General features: G+C 74.6%; 13 protein-coding genes. 2 read left to right on the forward strand and 11 right to left on the reverse strand.

The annotated features are described in order from the left end of the window. Positions 1-81: 81 nt before the first annotated feature. Complete coding sequence (locus E4A51_RS03785) at positions 82-2,223, forward strand: RecQ family ATP-dependent DNA helicase (protein ID WP_167748819.1); 2,142 nt, start codon at positions 82-84, stop codon at positions 2,221-2,223. A 60-nt stretch (positions 2,224-2,283) separates the two neighbouring features. Here E4A51_RS03785 and hisD read toward each other — a convergent pair whose 3' ends face one another. Then, on the reverse strand, positions 2,284-3,606 hold the full coding sequence (hisD, locus tag E4A51_RS03790; protein WP_070320370.1) for a histidinol dehydrogenase: 1,323 nt from the start codon (positions 3,604-3,606) through the stop codon (positions 2,284-2,286). 135 nt (positions 3,607-3,741) lie between these two features. Here hisD and E4A51_RS03795 point away from each other — a divergent pair, with 135 nt between their 5' ends. Next, complete coding sequence (locus E4A51_RS03795) at positions 3,742-3,966, forward strand: RNA-binding S4 domain-containing protein (RefSeq protein ID WP_046528192.1); 225 nt, start codon at positions 3,742-3,744, stop codon at positions 3,964-3,966. Between the two features lie 99 nt (positions 3,967-4,065). Here the strand turns inward: E4A51_RS03795 and dnaE are convergent, their stop codons facing one another. From dnaE to E4A51_RS03845, 10 genes are all read right to left on the reverse strand, one after another. Then, the gene (gene dnaE / locus E4A51_RS03800) at positions 4,066-7,659 is read right to left on the reverse strand and encodes a DNA polymerase III subunit alpha (RefSeq protein ID WP_046528191.1); all 3,594 of its coding nucleotides are present in this window, start codon (positions 7,657-7,659) and stop codon (positions 4,066-4,068) included. A gap of 63 nt (positions 7,660-7,722) precedes the next feature. Continuing rightward, a complete protein-coding gene (locus E4A51_RS03805) occupies positions 7,723-8,658 on the reverse strand; it encodes an RluA family pseudouridine synthase (RefSeq protein ID WP_070320368.1) in 936 nt (311 codons plus the stop codon). Continuing rightward, positions 8,655-9,380 carry a signal peptidase II gene (gene lspA / locus E4A51_RS03810; protein ID WP_134851166.1) on the reverse strand — a complete coding sequence of 242 codons (726 nt, stop codon included), beginning with the start codon at positions 9,378-9,380 and terminating at the stop codon, positions 8,655-8,657. The genes E4A51_RS03805 and lspA overlap by 4 nt, the downstream gene beginning before the upstream one ends. Before the next feature lie 26 nt (positions 9,381-9,406). After that, on the reverse strand, positions 9,407-9,865 hold the full coding sequence (locus E4A51_RS03815; protein WP_370297454.1) for a TraR/DksA family transcriptional regulator: 459 nt from the start codon (positions 9,863-9,865) through the stop codon (positions 9,407-9,409). A gap of 235 nt (positions 9,866-10,100) precedes the next feature. Continuing rightward, the gene (locus E4A51_RS03820; RefSeq protein WP_046528188.1) at positions 10,101-10,799 is read right to left on the reverse strand and encodes a DivIVA domain-containing protein; all 699 of its coding nucleotides are present in this window, start codon (positions 10,797-10,799) and stop codon (positions 10,101-10,103) included. A 169-nt stretch (positions 10,800-10,968) separates the two neighbouring features. Beyond that, complete coding sequence (locus E4A51_RS03825; protein ID WP_046528187.1) at positions 10,969-11,253, reverse strand: YggT family protein; 285 nt, start codon at positions 11,251-11,253, stop codon at positions 10,969-10,971. Positions 11,254-11,256: 3 nt separating this feature from the next. Further along, a complete protein-coding gene (locus E4A51_RS03830) occupies positions 11,257-11,733 on the reverse strand; it encodes a cell division protein SepF (RefSeq protein ID WP_046528186.1) in 477 nt (158 codons plus the stop codon). Positions 11,734-11,909: 176 nt separating this feature from the next. Then, positions 11,910-12,692 (reverse strand): polyphenol oxidase family protein, encoded by a 783-nt coding sequence (locus E4A51_RS03835; protein WP_134850933.1) that lies wholly within the window; start codon positions 12,690-12,692, stop codon positions 11,910-11,912. An 8-nt stretch (positions 12,693-12,700) separates the two neighbouring features. Further along, the gene (gene ftsZ, locus E4A51_RS03840) at positions 12,701-13,978 is read right to left on the reverse strand and encodes a cell division protein FtsZ (protein WP_134850934.1); all 1,278 of its coding nucleotides are present in this window, start codon (positions 13,976-13,978) and stop codon (positions 12,701-12,703) included. Between the two features lie 216 nt (positions 13,979-14,194). Beyond that, entirely contained in the window at positions 14,195-14,935 is a 741-nt protein-coding gene (locus E4A51_RS03845) for a cell division protein FtsQ/DivIB (protein WP_233421251.1), read from the reverse strand. Between the last annotated feature and the right edge of the window lie 224 nt (positions 14,936-15,159).

Genomic DNA, 15,159 nt, shown 5'->3' on the forward strand with positions numbered 1-15,159 from the left:
AGTGTAGGGACCGTGCGCGGCGCACCCGCGGCCCCGCCCACCCAGCGGGCGGTGTGGGTGCACGCACGTACGCTGCCGGTCATGCCGACCCACGCCGACCCCGCCGCCGTCGACCGCACCGCGCTGCGCGCGCAGGCCGAGGACGTGCTGCGTGCGCTGGTCGGGCGGCCCGACGCGCGCCTGCACGAGGACCAGTGGCAAGCCGTCGAGGCGCTCGTCGCCGACCGGCGTCGCGTGCTCGTCGTGCAGCGCACGGGGTGGGGCAAGTCGGCCGTCTACTTCGTCGCGACCGCGCTGCTGCGCCGCGGCGCGGCCGGTCCGCCGCGCGGCGCGACGATCATCGTGTCGCCGCTGCTCGCGCTCATGCGCAACCAGGTCGAGGCGGCGCGCCGCGCGGGCATCGCGGCCGAGACGCTGAACTCGGCGAACCAGCAGGACTGGGACGACGTGCACGCGCGCATCGCGGCGGGCGAGGTCGACGTGCTGCTCGTCTCCCCCGAGCGCCTCAACAACCCGGGCTTCCGCGACGAGGTGCTGCCGCGGCTCGCCTCCGACGCCGGTCTCGTGGTGGTCGACGAGGCGCACTGCGTGTCGGACTGGGGGCACGACTTCCGCCCCGACTACCGCCGCATCCGCACGCTCCTGGCCGACCTGCCGCACGGCGTGCCGGTGCTCGCGACGACCGCGACCGCGAACGCGCGCGTGACGGCCGACGTCGCCGAGCAGCTCGCGGTCGGCGACGACGACGCGGGTGCGCTCGTGCTGCGCGGCACGCTCGACCGCCCGAGCCTGCGCCTGCAGGTGACCACGCTGCCCGACGTCGCGACGCGCCTGGCCTGGCTCGCGGCGACGCTCCCGGCGCTGCAGGGGTCCGGCATCGTCTACTGCCTGACGATCGCGGCGGTCGAGCAGGTCACCGAGCACCTGCGGGCCGCGGGGCTCGACGTGCGCGCGTACACCGGGCAGACCGACCCGACCGAGCGCGAGCAGGCCGAGGCCGACCTGCTCGCCAACCGGGTCAAGGCGCTCGTCGCGACGTCGGCGCTCGGCATGGGGTACGACAAGCCCGACCTCGGCTTCGTCGTGCACGTCGGCGCGCCCTCGTCGCCGATCGCGTACTACCAGCAGGTGGGCCGCGCGGGTCGCGCGACCGAGCGGGCCGACGTGGTGCTGCTGCCGGGCCACGACGACCAGGCGATCTGGGAGTGGTTCGCCTCGACCGCGTTCCCGCCCGAGGACCAGGTGCGCGCGACGCTCGCGGCGCTCGACGCGCACGGCACGCTGTCGACCGCGGGCCTCGAGACGTTCGTGAGCCTGCGGCGCAGCCGCCTCGAGGGCATGCTCAAGGTGCTCGACGTCGACGGCGCCGTGCGGCGCGTGCGGGGCGGCTGGGAGTCGACCGGTCAGCCGTGGTCGTACGACGGCGAGCGGTACGCGCGCGTCACGGCGGCACGGCGCGCCGAGCAGCGCACGATGCTCGACTACCAGGCGACCGAGGGCTGCCGCATGGCGTTCCTGCGGGCCGCGCTCGACGACCCGGACCTGCCCGACGGCTGGCGCTGCGACCGGTGCGACCGCTGCACCGGCGAGAGCGTGGGCGCCGTTCCGGACACGTCGGCGGTCGAGCACGCGCGCGAGCTTCTCGCGGTGCCGGGCGAGCCCGTGACGGCACGGCGGCAGTGGCCGTCGGGCCTGGGGTCGCTCGGCCTCGACCTCAAGGGCCGCATCCCCGCCGACGAGCAGGTCGAGGAGGGGCGCGCGGTCGGCCGCCTCGACGCGCTCGGGTGGGGCGGCCCGCTGCGCGAGGCGCTGCGCGAGCAGGTCCCGGCCGAGCTGCCCGCGAACCTGCGGCCGCCGGTGCGCACCGTGCTCGACGCATGGGCGCCGCAGGTCGACGTGGTCGTCGCGGTGGCGTCCGAGAGCCGGGGTGCGCTCGTCGAGCACCTCGCCGCCGGCACGGCGCGGCTGCTGGGCGTGCCGCTGGTCGGCGCGCTCGTGCCGACGGGCACGCCGTCGCGGCACGACGTGAACTCCGCCCAGCGGCTCGCGGACGTGCTGCGCCACCTCGACCTGCCGCCCGACGTGGCCGCCGCGGTCGCGGGGCGGCGCGTGCTGCTCGTGGACGACCGCACCGACACGGGGTGGACGCTCACGGTCGCGGGCCGCCTGCTGCGGCGCGCGGGCGCGCAGCAGGTGCTGCCGTTCGTGCTCGGCGTCGGCTGACCCGGGCGCTGCGTCGGACGGCCGGGCCGTCCGACCGTCGAGCGGCACGCCCGACGCGCGTCAGAACCGCGCGCGGACCGCCTCGCCGTGCGCGGGCAGGCCCTCGGCGTCCGCGAGCGCGACGACCCGGTCGGCCACGACCGCGAGCGCGTCGGCGTCGTACTCGATCACCTGGACGGCACGCAGGAACGAGTGCACGCCCAGGCCGCTCGCGAAGTGCGCGCAGCCGCCCGTGGGCAGCACGTGGTTGGACCCGGCCATGTAGTCGCCAAGCGACACGGGCGACCAGGGGCCGACGAAGATCGCACCGGCGCTCGTGACCCGCTCCGCCCACGCGGCCGCGTCGACCGTCTGGATCTCGAGGTGCTCGGCGCCGTACGCGTTGACGACGGCCAGCCCGGCCTCGAGGTCGTCGACGAGCACGATCGCCGACTGCGAGCCGCGCAGCGCGGTGGCGACCCGCTCGCGGTTCACCGTGTCCTCGACGCGGTCGACGAGCTTGGCCTCGACCGCGCCCGCGAGCTCGACCGACGGCGTGACGAGCACGGCCGCGGCGAGCGGGTCGTGCTCGGCCTGCGACACGAGGTCGGCCGCGACGTGCACGGCGTCGGCCGTGCCGTCCGCGAGGACCGCGATCTCGGTCGGCCCGGCCTCGGCGTCGATCCCGACGAGACCGCGCACGAGGCGCTTGGCCGCCGCGACGTAGACGTTGCCGGGCCCGGTGATGACGTCGACCGGCTCGCAGAGCGTCTCGCCGTCGACGTCCTCCGAGCCGGCGGCGCCGTAGGCGAGCATCGCGACGGCCTGCGCGCCGCCGACCGCGTAGACCTCGTCGACGCCGAGCAGCGCGCACGTCGCGAGCACGACCGGGTCGGGCAGCCCGTCGCGGTCCTTCTGGGGCGGCGACACGACCGCGAGCGACTCGACGCCCGCCTCCTGCGCCGCCACGACGTTCATGACCACCGACGACGGGTACACCGCGAGCCCGCCGGGCACGTACAGGCCGACGCGCCGCACGGGCAGCCAGCGCTGGCGCACCTGCGCACCGGGGGCCACCTCCACCGTGAAGTCGGCGGGTCGCTGCGCGGCGTGCACGCGACGCACCCGCACGATCGTCTCCTCGAGGGCCGCGCGCACGCGCGGGTCGAGCGCGTCCACCGCGGCCGCGACGACTTCGGCCGGCACGCGCACGTGCACCGGCCGCACGCCGTCGAAGCGCTCGGACAGGTCGCGCAGCGCGGCCGCGCCGTGCGCGCGCACCTGCTCGAGGATCGGCGCGACGGCCGCCGCGGCGTGCTCGACGTCGAGCTCGGCCCGGGGCAGCTCGTCGAGCAGCTCACGACGCGACAGGGTCCGACCGCGCAGGTCGATGCGGGAGATCACGTCTCGGATTCTAGGCCGCGAGGCGCGCGTGCTCCCGTCCGTCCGCGACGCACCTCGCACCCGGGTGCCGCCCCCGGGGCCGCGACCCGCACGGCCCGTCGTCGCACGTATGCCGTCTCCTGCCAGACTGGGCGCGTGAGCACGCGCGACGACCCCATCCGCCTCGGCCAGTTCCTCAAGCTCGTCGGGCTCGCCGAGACCGGCGGGCACGCCCGCGCGCTGCTCGACGACGACGCCGTGACCGTCAACGGCGAGCCGGAGACGCGCCGCGGCCGGCAGCTGCAGGTCGGGGACGTCGTCGAGGTCGACCTGCCGGGCGGTCCGCTGCAGGCGGTCGTCGAGCTCGACGACGAGGACTGAGCGCGGCGCACCGACCGACGGCGTCCTCCGCCGCGGGCGCGGTGCCAGGTCCGGGGGCGCCAGGTCCGCGGCGGCGCACCGGCCACGGACCCGCGCGCGCTAGGAGGCCAGCCCCACCGTCGCCTGCCCCGGCGTCGCGAGGCAGCTCGGCCCGAGCAGCGCCTTGAGGTCGCCGTACAGCGACGGCGAGCGCTCGACGCGGAACCCGTCGCCGAGCCGCATGACGACCGCGCGGCCGGGGCTCGTGAGCCGCAGGTGCACCTCGGTCACGCCGGGGTGCGTCGACAGCACCTCCCGCAGCCGCTCGACGACGGGCGGCGTGCAGCGCGACTCGGCGAGCGACACCACGACGGGCGCGTCGGCGACAGCCGACGTGTCGGGGATCGTCACCTCCATCGCCTGCAGCTGCATCTGGTCGTCGCGCCGTCGCACGCGCCCGCGGATCACGAGCACCGCGTCCTCGGCGAGCACGGTCGAGTAGGCGAGGTAGGTCTCGCCGAAGAACATGATCTCGACCGAGCCCTCCATGTCCTCGAGCGTCACGGCGGCCCACGGGTTGCCCTGCTTGGACATCTTGCGCTGCAGGCTCGTCACGAGCCCCGCCACCACGACGGTCGACCCGTCGGGGCGCGCCTCGTCGGCGTTGAGCGTCGCGATCGAGACGTCGGCCTGCGCGGACAGCACGTGCTCGAGACCCGACAGCGGGTGGTCGGACACGTACAGGCCGAGCATCTCGCGCTCGAACGCGAGCCGCTGCTTCTTGTCCCAGTCGGGCAGGTCGGGGATCGTCACGGCGATGCCGCTGCCGGTCTCCTCGTCGCCGCCCAGCTCGGCGAACAGGTCGAACTGGCCCGTCGCCTCCTTGCGCTTGACGTCGATGACGGCGTCGACCGCCTGCTCGTGGATCAGCAGCAGCGAACGCCGCGCGTGCCCGAGCGAGTCGAAGGCGCCCGCCTTGATGAGCGACTCGATCGTCCGCTTGTTGCACACGACGGCCGGCACCTTGTCGAGGAAGTCCGTGAACGACGTGAACGCGCCCTTCTCCTCGCGCGCCGCGACGATCGCGTCGACCACGTTGGCGCCGACGTTGCGGACCGCGGTGAGGCCGAAGCGGATGTCGGCGCCGACGGCCGTGAAGTTCGCCGACGACGAGTTGACGTCGGGAGGCAGGACCGTGATGCCCATGTGGCGGCACTCGCCGAGGTACAGCGCCGACTTGTCCTTGTCGTCGCGCACCGACGTGAGCAGGCCCGCCATGTACTCGGTCGGGTAGTTCGCCTTGAGGTAGGCCGTCCAGTACGACACGACGCCGTACGCCGCGGAGTGCGCCTTGTTGAACGCGTACCCGGCGAACGGGACGAGCACGTCCCACACCGCCTGGATCGCCGCGTCGGAGTAGCCCCGCTCGCGCATGCCCGCCTGGAAGGGCACGAACTCCTTGTCGAGGACCTCCTTCTTCTTCTTGCCCATCGCGCGGCGCAGCAGGTCGGCCTGGCCGAGCGAGTACCCGGCGAGCTTCTGCGCGGCGCGCTGCACCTGCTCCTGGTAGACGATCAGGCCGTGGGTGACGCCCACCACGTCCTCGAGCGGCTCGACGAGCTCGGGGTGGATCGGCTCGATCTCCTGCAGCCCGTTCTTGCGCAGCGCGTAGTTCACGTGCGAGTTCATGCCCATCGGGCCGGGGCGGTACAGCGCGATGACGGCCGAGACGTCCTCGAAGTTGTCGGGGCGCATCTGCCGCAGCAGCGACCGCATCGGCCCGCCGTCGAGCTGGAACACGCCCAGGGTGTCGCCGCGGCCCAGGAGCTCGTACGTCGCGCGGTCGTCGAGGGGGACCTCCTCGATCGCGATGGGCTCCTTGCCGTTCATCACGATGTTCTCGAGCGCGTCGTCGAGGATCGTGAGGTTGCGCAGGCCCAGGAAGTCCATCTTGATCAGCCCGAGCGCCTCGGACGCCGGCTGGTCGAACTGCGTGATGATCGCGCCGTCCTGCGGGCGCTTCATGATCGGGATGATGTCGAGCAGCGGCTCGCTCGACATGATGACGCCGGCCGCGTGCACGCCCCACTGCCGCTTGAGGTTCTCCAGGCCGCGCGCGGTCTCGAGCACGCGCTGCGCCTCGGGGTCCGCCGCGACGACCTGGCGGAACTCGTCCGCCTCGGCGTACCGCGGGTGCTCGGGGTCGTACATGCCGGACAGCGGGATGTCCTTGCCCATGACGGGCGGCGGCATCGCCTTGGTGAGCTTCTCCCCCATCGCGAACGGGAAGCCCAGCACGCGCGACGCGTCCTTGAGCGCCTGCTTGGCCTTGATGGTGCCGTAGGTGACGATCTGGCAGACCCGGTCGTCGCCGTACTTCTCGGTGACGTACCGGATGACCTCGCCGCGCCGACGCTCGTCGAAGTCGACGTCGACGTCGGGCCAGGACACGCGCTCGGGGTTGAGGAAGCGCTCGAAGATCAGGCCGTGCTCGAGCGGGTCGAGCTCGGTGATGCCCATCGCGTACGACGCCATCGAGCCGGCGGCCGAGCCACGGCCCGGCCCGACGCGGATGCCCTGCGCCTTGGCCCAGTTGATGAAGTCCGCGACCACGAGGAAGTAGCCCGAGAACCCGAGCTGCGTGATGACGCCGACCTCGTAGTCGGCCTGCTTCTGCACCGCGTCCGGGATCGAGCCGGAGTAGCGCCGCAGCAGACCGTTCTGGACCTCCTTGACGAACCAGGAGTCCTCGTTCTCCCCCGCGGGCACGGGGAACCGCGGCATGTAGTTCGCGCCGGTGTTGAACGACACGTCGCACTGCTCGGCGATGAGCAGCGTGTTGTCGCACGCCTCGGGCAGCTCGGCCCACGTGCGGCGCATCTCGGCCGCGGACTTCACGTAGTAGCCCGTGCCGCCGAACGCGAACCGCGACCCGCCGTTGTCGCTGGTCGGCTCGTCGAGCGTCGACCCGGACTGGACGGCGAGCAGCACCTCGTGCGCGTGGGCGTCCTCCTCGCGCGTGTAGTGCAGGTCGTTCGTCGCGACCAGCGGCGCCCCGATGGCCTCGGCGACGCGCAGCAGGTCCTTGATGACGCGCTTCTCGATGTCGAGCCCGTGGTCCATGACCTCGACGTAGAAGAACTCCTTGCCGAAGATGTCCTGCAGCTCGCCCGCGGCGCGCACGGCCTCGTCCCAGTGACCCAGGCGCAGCCGCGTCTGCACCTCGCCCGACGGGCAGCCCGTGGTCGCGATCAGGCCGTCGGCGTAGCGCGACAGCAGCTCGCGGTCCATGCGGGGCCACTTGCCCATCTGCCCCTCGACGGACGCGAGCGACCCCATCCGGAACAGGTTGTGCATGCCCGCGGTGGTGCGGCTCAGCAGCGTCATGTGCGTGTACGCGCCGCGCGCCGACACGTCGTCGGCGGCCTGGTGCGCCTCGCCCCACCGCACGCGGTTCTGGTCGAACCGGCTCGTGCCCGGCGTGACGTACGCCTCGACCCCGATGATCGGCTTCACGCCCCGGTCGGTGGCCTTCTGCCAGAACTCGAACGCCCCGAACAGGTACCCGTGGTCGGTGATCGCCATCGCCTGCTGCCCGAGGCGCGCGGCCTCGTCGAGCATCTCGCCGATGCGGGCGGCACCGTCGAGCATCGAGTACTCGCTGTGCACGTGGAGGTGGACGAAGGACGGGTCCGGGGATCCTCCAGCAGCCATGCGTGCGATCCTACGTCGCCCCACCGACGCCCCCGACGCGGCCCGCCGGGCGAGGGGTGCCGATCAGGAGTAGGCGCCCCGCAACGCCTCGAGCGCCGCCGCGAGGTCGTCGGGGTACTCGCTGCGCGTCTCGAGCCACTGCCCCGTGCCCGGGTGCTCGAACCCCAGCCGGACGGCGTGCAGCCACTGCCGCCGCACGCCCACGCGCGCCGCGAGCGCCGGGTCCGCGCCGTACGTGAGGTCGCCCACGAGGCTGTGCCGCAGCGCCGCGAAGTGCACGCGGATCTGGTGCGTGCGCCCGGTCTCGAGGTGCACCTCGACGAGCGACGCGCCTGGCAGCATCTCGAGCACCTCGTAGTGCGTCACCGACGGCTTGCCGTCCGCGACGACCGCGAACTTCCAGTCCGACGACGGGTGCCGGCCGATCGGTGCGTCGATCGTGCCGGTCGTCGGCGACGGGTGGCCCTGCGCGAGCGCGTGGTACACCTTCTCGACCGTGCGCTCCTTGAACGCGCGCTTGAGCACCGTGTACGCGTGCTCGCTCTTCGCCACGACCATGAGGCCCGACGTGCCCGCGTCGAGGCGGTGCACGATCCCCTGGCGCTCGGCCGAGCCGGACGTCGAGATCCGGTAGCCGGCCGCCGCGAGCGCCCCGACCACCGTCGGCCCCGTCCACCCCGGCGACGGGTGCGCGGCCACGCCGACGGGCTTGTCGACGACCACGACGTCGTCGTCGTCGTGCACGATCCGCATGCCCGGCACGGGCTCGGGCACGACCACGGGCGTCGCCGGTGCGGGCTCGGTGAGGTCGACCTCGAGCCACGTGCCCGCGACCAGCCGGTCCGACTTGGCGACCGCGCGGCCGTCGACCCGCACGGCGCCGTCCGTCGCGAGGTCCGCCGCGCGCGTGCGCGAGAGCCCGAGCAGCCGCGCGAGGGCCGCGTCGACCCGCTCGCCGGCCAGGCCGTCCGGGACCGGCAGCGACCGCACGCCGCTCACGCGGCACCGTCCCGGCCCGGTGCCGTGCCCGGACCGTCGTCGACGGCGGCAGCGGGCCGGCCGGCCGGCTCGGCGGGCCCGTCGCCCGCGTCCCCCGCACCGGTCCCGTCCTCGGCCGCGTCGGACGCGCCGTCGCGCGTGCCGTCGACGTGCACCCCGCGCGCGGTCAACCACACGACGAGGACGGCCGCCACCACGATCGCGATGTCTGCGACGTTGCCGATGAACAGCCGCCAGTACGCGAGGAAGTCGATGACGTGCCCGTGCAGCGGCCCCGGCTCGCGGACCATGCGGTCGACGAGGTTGCCGAGCGCACCGCCGAGCAGCAGGCCCAGCGCGACGGCCCAGCCGGGCGAGCCGAGCCGGCGCGACACCCGCACGATCACGACCACGACGGCCGCCGCGACGAGCGTCAGCACCCACGTCATGCCGCTCGCGATCGACAGCGCGGCGCCGTCGTTGCGCACGAGCTGCAGCCCGAACACGTCACCGAGCAGCGGCGTGCGCTCACCCGGACGCAGCGCCGCGACCGCCCACACCTTGGTGAGCTGGTCGACCAGCAGGACACCCGCGGTGAGCGCACCGAACACGCGCAGCAGACGACGGCGCCGTGCCGGGTCCACCGCTGCGGCAGCGGCGGGCGTCGGCGCGGCCGTCGCGCCCGCCGTCGGGGCGGCGCCGTCCGGGCGCTCGTCGGGCAGGGCGGTGTCGTCGTCCGTCATGGGCACCGCAGGAGTCTACGGGCGCGTCAGCGCCGCTCCTCGCGCTGCTTGCACGTCACGCACAGCACGGCGCGCGGGAACGCCTGCAGGCGCGCCTTGCCCACCGCCTGGCCGCACGACTCGCAGACCCCGAACGTGCCGGCCGCGAGGCGGTCGAGCGCGTGCGTCGTCTGCTCCAGCAGGTCGCGCGTGTTGTTCACGAGCGTCAGCTCGTGCTCGCGCTCGAGCGCCGACGACCCGGAGTCCGCCTGGTCGTCACCGGCGCCGTCGCCGGAGTTGCGCAGGAGCTCGGAGAGCTCGGCGTCGGCCTCGGCCAGCTCCGCGGTCAGGCGTTCGCGGTCGGCGGTCAGCTCGGTGGCGACCTCCGCGAGCTCCCCGTCGGTCCACGGGTCCTCCCCGTCACGGACGGGCAGCACCGCCACGAGGGCCGCCCGACCCTTCTGCGACCCCGTCGTCAGCGTGCTCAGTGCATCGTTGGTGCTCACGGACGTTCCCCCCGTCTCGAGTGCGGCGACTGTATGCGCGTCTGCGCCCGCGCACAACATCACGCGCCGCCCCCGCCGCGGGCGCGACACGCCGTGCCGACCTGCACCCGCGCCGTGACGTGGGGCACGCGACGACGGCCGGGGCGGTGTGGTCGCGCGACCACACCGCCCCGGCCGTCCCGGGGTACGCCGACGCCGCCGGGGGTGGCACCTCCCCCGGCGGCGTCGTGGTACGTCAGATGCTCTGCGTCTCCGCGACCGGCTGACCCTGGCCGGAGCGCGGGGGCAGCGCGTTGCCGCGGTTCTCGAGGTCGCCCAGCAGGTTCTCGAGGTAGCTCTTCAGTCGCGTGCGGTAGTCGCGCTCGAAGACGCGCAGCTCGTCGATCTTGCGCTCGAGGAGCGACCGCTCCTGCTCGAGCTGGCCGAGCGTGCGCTGCGACGTCTCCTCGGCCTCGCGCACGATGCGGGTCGCGCGGGTCTTGGCCTCGTTGATGAGCCGGTCCGACTCCTCCTGGCCGCTGCGGACGTAGTCGTCGTGCAGCTTCTGGGCCAGCGCGAGCATGCCCGTCGCGGACTCCGGCTCGCTGCTGCGACCCGGCGCGGGCGCCGACGTGGCCGCCACCGGCGGCTGCGCCAGGGCCGGCACGGGCGCGGGCTGCACCGGCGCGGGCGCCGGGGCGGGAGTGGGCTCGGGCGTCGGCTCCGGCTTGGGCGCCGGCGCGGACTGCTGGGCCCCGGCACGGCTCAGCTCGGCGATGCGCCGCTCGGCGGCCGCGAGCTTCGTCTTGAGGTCGTCGTTCTCGCCCTGCAGGTCGCGCAGGGTGTTGACGACCTCGTCCAGGAAGTCGTCGACCTCGTCCTGGTCGTAGCCCTCACGGAACTTGGTCGCCTGGAACTTCTTGTTCAGGACGTCGTCTGCGGTGAGCAGTGCCATCGTCGTCACCTCTGTCGGTCGTACTGGGTCCGGTCGGCGGCAGTCAGTCCACCGACCACCTCGGGCCACGGTAGCGGAGTTTCGGGGCGGTGCACGCCCCCCGGGGCACGGGCGACGCGGGTCGCCCGGCGTGCATCACGGCGGGTCCGCCGCGGTGTCGTTCGGCTGCTCACACGCTCGCGAGCAGCGACATCAGGAACGTGCAGCCCAGCGCGAGCACCAGGAACGCGAGGTCCAGACGCACCGAGCCGATGCCGATCGGGGGCAGCACGCGTCGCAGCGCGCGCAGCGGCGGGTCGGTCACGCTGTAGGCGACCTCGGCGACGACCAGCACGAAGCCGGTCGGCCGCCACTCGCGCGCGAACACCTGGACCCAGTCCAGGACGAGCCGCACGAGCAGCAGCAGGAAGAAGACGAGGACGACCAGGTAGAGCAGGTTCGCGAAGATGCGCACGCGTCAGCTCTGGTTGTAGAAGCCGGCGCGCGCCGGCGGCTCGGGCGCCGCGGTGTCGCCCGCGAGCTCGACGTGCGCGGGCGAGAGCAGGAACACCTTGGCGGTGACCCGCTCGATGGCTCCGTGCAGGCCGAAGATCAGCCCGGCCGAGAAGTCGACGAGCCGCTTGGCGTCCGCGTCGTCCATGTCGGTGAGGTTCATGATCACGGGCGTGCCCTCGCGGAACGCCTCACCGATCTTGCGCGCGTCGTTGTACGAGCGCGGGTGGATCGTCGTGATGCGTCGCAGGTCGCCGGACTCGCGCGGGGCGGGCGCGGCCTGCACGCGCGGCGTGCGGTGCAGCGGCGTCACCTGCGCCTCGTAGGTCTCCTCGGGCACGGCGGTCTCCGTCTCCTCGTACTCCTCGAGGTACTCCTCGTGGTCGGACCGGTCGTCGGCCAGGCCGAGGTACAGCATCGTCTTGCGCAGCGCTCCGGCCATCGCGTCGTCTCCCATCCGCCAGGTCTCCCCGACTCCCGCGCCCCCGCACGCCCCGTCACCGTCGGACCGGTGCCGGACGTCCCTGCGCTGGTCACGCTAGCAACGCGGACCGCACGCGGCTCGGCGACACGCGGGCGTGTCGGGAGTCGGGCGCACCGGCCGTGACCCGTGCCACGTCACGGCGCCGCGGCGGGGTCCACGAGCCGGACGACGCCCGCGAAGCGCCCCGTCGCCGGGGCGCGCTCGTGGACGGAGCGGCGGTGCGAGTAGAGCGCCGCGTCGCCGTAGGTGTCGCGGCCGTCCACGTGGACGTCGCCGACGCCGCACGCCGCGAGGACCGCGACCACGCCCGCCGCGAGGTCGACCGCGGGGGTGCCCGCCGCCGTCATGCCCGCGGCCGCGGGGACCCGGGCCGCGACGGCGTCCCGCATCGCCGCGGGGACCTCGTAGGAGGCGGCCGCGATGCAGGGCCCGACGGCCGCGCGGGTGCGGCCGGGGTCGGCGCCCAGCGCGACCATCTCCGCGACCGCGGCCTGCAGGACGCCGGCCACGAGCCCCGGGCGACCCGCGTGCACCGCCGCGACGACGCGCGCCACGGGGTCCGCGAGCAGCACGGGCGCGCAGTCGGCCACGTAGACCCCGAGCGCGACCCCGGTCGCCGTGGTCACGAGCGCGTCGGCGCGGACCTCGGGGTCGAGACCCCCGGGGCCGACACGGACGACGTCGGCGCCGTGCACCTGGGTCGCGAGCACGAGTGGCGCACCGAGGCGCTGCGCGACGGCGTGCCGGTTGCGGGCGACGACCTGCGGGTCGTCGCCGACGGCGGACCCGAGGTTGAGCCCTGCCCACGGTCCGGCGCTCGCCCCGCCCGCCCGCGACGTGAACCCCGCGAGGACACCCGGCCCGAGCGGGACGACGGCGAGCTCGACGTCGTCCGCCGGGGCGGGCGCACCCGGCACGACCGCCCCTACTTGAGGAAGTCGGGCACGTCGAGGTCGTCGCGCTCACGACGGGCCGGCGGCTCCTCGGCGAGGACCCGCGGCACCTCGAGCGCACCGGTGACCGGACGCGGCTCGGCCTCGGTCGACAGGAACGCGGGCACCTCCTGCTGCGGCGAGGCCCCCGTCGCCGCGGACGAGCCCACGGGCACGAGGTCCTCGTCCGCGACCTGCACGGGGCGCGGCGTCGGCACGGCCGACGCACCCGGCAGGGTCGTGACGGGCGCGACCGCGGGGACCTGGCGGGCCGTCGACCCGCTCACCTGGCCGAGCGCGCGGCCGTCGCGGCGCTGCACCGGACCACCGCCGTCGAACCCGGCGGCGATGACGGTCACGCGCACCTCGTCGCCGAGCGCGTCGTCGATGACCGCGCCGAAGATGATGTTCGCCTCGGCGTGCGCCGCCTCCTGGACGAGGCGCGCGGCCTCGTTGATCTCGAACAGCCCGAGGTCGGAGCCGCCCTGGATCGACAGCAGGACGCCGTGCGCCCCGTCGATGCTCGCCTCGAGCAGCGGCGAGGAGATCGCCATCTCGGCGGCCTGCACGGCGCGGTCCTCGCCGCGCGCGTACCCGATGCCCATGAGGGCGGACCCGGCGCCCTGCATGACGGACTTGACGTCGGCGAAGTCGAGGTTGATGAGGCCGGGGGTCGTGATGAGGTCGGTGATCCCCTGGACGCCGGACAGCAGCACCTGGTCGGCGGAGTGGAACGCGTCGAGCACCGAGACGTTGCGGTCGGAGATCGACAGCAGCCGGTCGTTCGGGATGACGATGAGGGTGTCGACCTCGGCGCGCAGCGCGTCGATGCCCGCGTCGGCCTGGACCGAGCGGCGGCGGCCCTCGAAGGTGAACGGCCGCGTGACGACACCGATCGTCAGCGCGCCGAGCGAGCGTGCGATGCGCGCGACGACGGGCGCACCGCCCGTGCCGGTGCCGCCGCCCTCGCCCGCGGTGACGAAGACCATGTCGGCGCCGCGCAGGACGTCCTCGATCTCCTCCGCGTGGTCCTCGGCGGCCTTCTTGCCGACCTCGGGGTCGGCGCCCGCGCCGAGCCCGCGCGTGAGCTCGCGGCCGACGTCGAGCTTGACGTCGGCGTCGGCCCTGAGCCGGGCCTGGGCGTCGGTGTTGACGGCGATGAACTCGACACCCTTGAGGCCGACCTCGATCATGCGGTTCACGGCGTTGACGCCGCCCCCGCCGATGCCGACGACCTTGATGACCGCCAGGTAGTTCTGCGGAGCTGCCACGGTGGGTGCCTCTCGTTCGCGGGTCGCGGCGTGCTGGGCCGCTGGTGCTCGCCCCGGCGCGCGGGACTGGTGCGATGAACCTTCACCCTCAGGTTGAGGGTGAGAGTTATGTCAGGTGTGTTGTCGGGACGTGACGCTAGGTCGCCGCTCCCCGTCGTTCAACGACCGCCGCGCGCGTGTCGGCGATCCTCGCCGCCATCGGCGGCGTCGACCCCGTCACCGGGTGATCGGCAGGCGCGGTGCGGACACGTCGAGGACCGACGCACCGGCCGCCTGCGGCGCCGCACGCAGCGCCTGCAGCACCGCGATCTTCAACGGCGTCTCGTCCGCGCTCCCCCAGTCGACCTGGGGACCGTCGCGCAGCTGCATCGTCACGGTGTCCTGCGTCCGGGCCGCCACCGACCCGACCTGCGCCAGCAGGTCGGGCGGCAGCTGCTCGAGCACCCGCAGGACGGCCGTCAGCGTGCGCTCGTCGCCGACCGGCACGTCGACCGTGGGCAGCCCCTCCGGCGGGGCGTCGGCGCGACCGACCTGCACGCCCTGCTCGTCGAGCAGGACGACGCCCCCGCCGTCCGGCTCGGGGACCGCGGCGACCGGCTCGCGGGACACCAGCTGGACCGCGAGCCCGTCCGGCCACTCGCGCACCACGCGCGCCTCGCGCACCCCCGGCACGTCGAGCACGGCGTCGCGCAGACCCACGGTGTCGAGCCGCGGCAGCGGCGTCCCCGCACGCTCCGCGACCACCGCGAGCACCTGGTCGACCGCCACGACCGTCCCGGCCCCCGTGACCTCGACCTTCTGCGGGTCGAGCGCGAGCACCGGCGACAGCAGCAGCAGCCAGGCCAGGCCCCCCGCGCCCAGGACGCCCCCGGCCGTGAGCAGCAGCTGCCGGCGCGCGAGGTGCCGGCGCGCCCGCGCGCGCTCGGCGAACCGCTCCTGGGACGTGGTGGAGACCACGGCCGGTCGCACGGGCCCGGAGAACCGACCCGTCGTGTACGTCGTGACGGTCCGCGTCGCCCCCGTCGACGGCACCGTCGGCGTCGCACCCGACGTCGCGCGCGCCGCACCCCGCGCACCCTCGCGCGGCGTCGCGTCGGCAGCCCGTGCCGGACGCGACCCGGGACCGCTCGCCGCGCGCCCCGACCCGCCGGCAGCCGCCCGTCCGTCGGCGGGCCCCGGGC

Origin of the sequence: Cellulomonas sp. HD19AZ1 (assembly GCF_004535805.1) — a bacterium.
In the GTDB taxonomy this organism is placed as follows: Bacteria; Actinomycetota; Actinomycetes; order Actinomycetales; family Cellulomonadaceae; genus Cellulomonas; species Cellulomonas iranensis.